General features: G+C 54.9%; 1 protein-coding gene and 1 pseudogene. Both read left to right on the top strand.

The window, feature by feature from the left end; genetic code table 11:
• Window positions 1–260: pseudogene (locus L692_RS32985) on the top strand (GT4 family glycosyltransferase PelF); the annotation flags it as partial.
• Window positions 236–1,614 (top strand): exopolysaccharide Pel transporter PelG (pelG, locus tag L692_RS0118495; protein WP_025701566.1); only part of this gene is annotated, 1,379 nt, incomplete at its 3' end. The pseudogene L692_RS32985 and the gene pelG, both read left to right, overlap by 25 nt.

Below are 1,614 nucleotides of genomic sequence, written 5' to 3'. Positions count from 1 at the left end.
GCAGCTGCCGCGAGCTTCTGCTCGGCAGCGGCGATCAGCACGGTCCCGCAGGTATTGTAGTTCCCGTCATGCATTACGATCAAATGGCATCCGCCATCATCCGGCTTGGCCGCAGCCGCGAGCTGCGGGAGCAGATGGGCCGCAGCGGTCTTAAACGCGCGGAGACACACTATACCAAAGAGCAGTTCATCGAGGGCTACCGCGAATGTTATCTGAACTATGAGGAGGGACGGTCATGGCAGGCATCGGCTTTGAGTTAAGAAAACTTCATAGCCAGCAGGGGCTGCTTCGCCAGATTCGGGCCTACGCCTACTCGTCCATGTCCACGATCGGACCGATGATCCTCTGTATGGCGATGGTGGCCGGAATTCAGCGTCTGATGGCGGTGTCCGGCGCCGCTTTTCTGGAGCGGGAACTGTTCATGACGACGATTGTGTATGCCTTCATCTTCTCGGTTATGGTCACCGGCGGCGTCTCCATGGTTCTGACCCGTTTCCTGTCCGATATGCTGTTCCAGAAGCAGTACAAGCATGCCCTCTCCTCCTATTACGGCGCAGCAGCGGTTTGCCTGCCGGCCGGTGCGGCGGCGGCGCTGGTGTTCCTGAAAGGCGTTGAAGCGGGATTCGCCTACAAAGCTGCCGCGTTCCTCCTGTTTATGGAGCTGATCCTGATCTGGCTGCAATCCGTCCACCTTACGGCGCTCAAGGATTACAAGCGCATCTTCCGCAGCTTTCTGCTCGGCGCCTGCACCGCCGCGCTGGGAGCCTGGGCGGTCTGCGAATATACGCCGTTTCAGACAGCGGCGGGAATGCTTGCCGCCGTGGATGCGGGATTTTTCCTCGTGCTGCTGCTGACCAACCGGCACTTCGAGCAGGTGTTTCCCGGCCGGGATTCCCGTTTATATTTTCACTTTCTGTCCTATTTCGGCAAATATCCAGCCTTGTTCGGGATCGGCACCTTCCTCTATGCGGGGGTATACACCCACAGCTTTGTGTACTGGTTCGGGCCGGAGAACAAAGAGGTCGCAGGCCGCTTTCTTGTCTCTCCCTTATATGATACGCCGGTCTTTTATGCCTATTTAAGCGTCATGCCGACCCTCATTCTCTTCACCGTCGCCGTCGAAACCAATTTCTACGAGAAATTCAGAGGCTACTACGATCTGATTCGGCAGCGGGGAACATTGAAGGAAATATCGGAGGCCCGCAAGGAGATGCAGCGGACGCTGATCCGCGAACTGACGTTTCTCATGGAAACCCAGCTCATGTTCACGGTTATCAGTCTGGCGCTCGGCATCAAGCTTCTCCCGATGATGGGCTTCAGCATGAACCAGCTTGATGTGTATATCATCCTTTTGTTAGGCTACTATTTCTTTATCATTACATTTGTCATCATGCTGCTTCTGCTTTATTACGATGACCGGAAAGGTGTACTTATGATCAGCGGTATCTTTCTCCTGCTTAATACCGGCTTAAGCATCCTCTTCATGCTGAGTGGCTATGACGGCTACGGTATGTTTATCGCTTCCTTTATTACCGTGCTGCTCGCGCTGGGACGATTGATCCTTTATGTCCGCAGCATTGATTACCATACCTTCTGCGCCCAGCCGATCCATCC

The sequence above is a fragment of the Paenibacillus forsythiae T98 genome (assembly GCF_000520735.1).
Classification (GTDB): domain Bacteria; phylum Bacillota; class Bacilli; order Paenibacillales; family Paenibacillaceae; genus Paenibacillus_AQ; species Paenibacillus_AQ forsythiae.
This window is presented reverse-complemented; position numbering and strand designations above follow the sequence as displayed.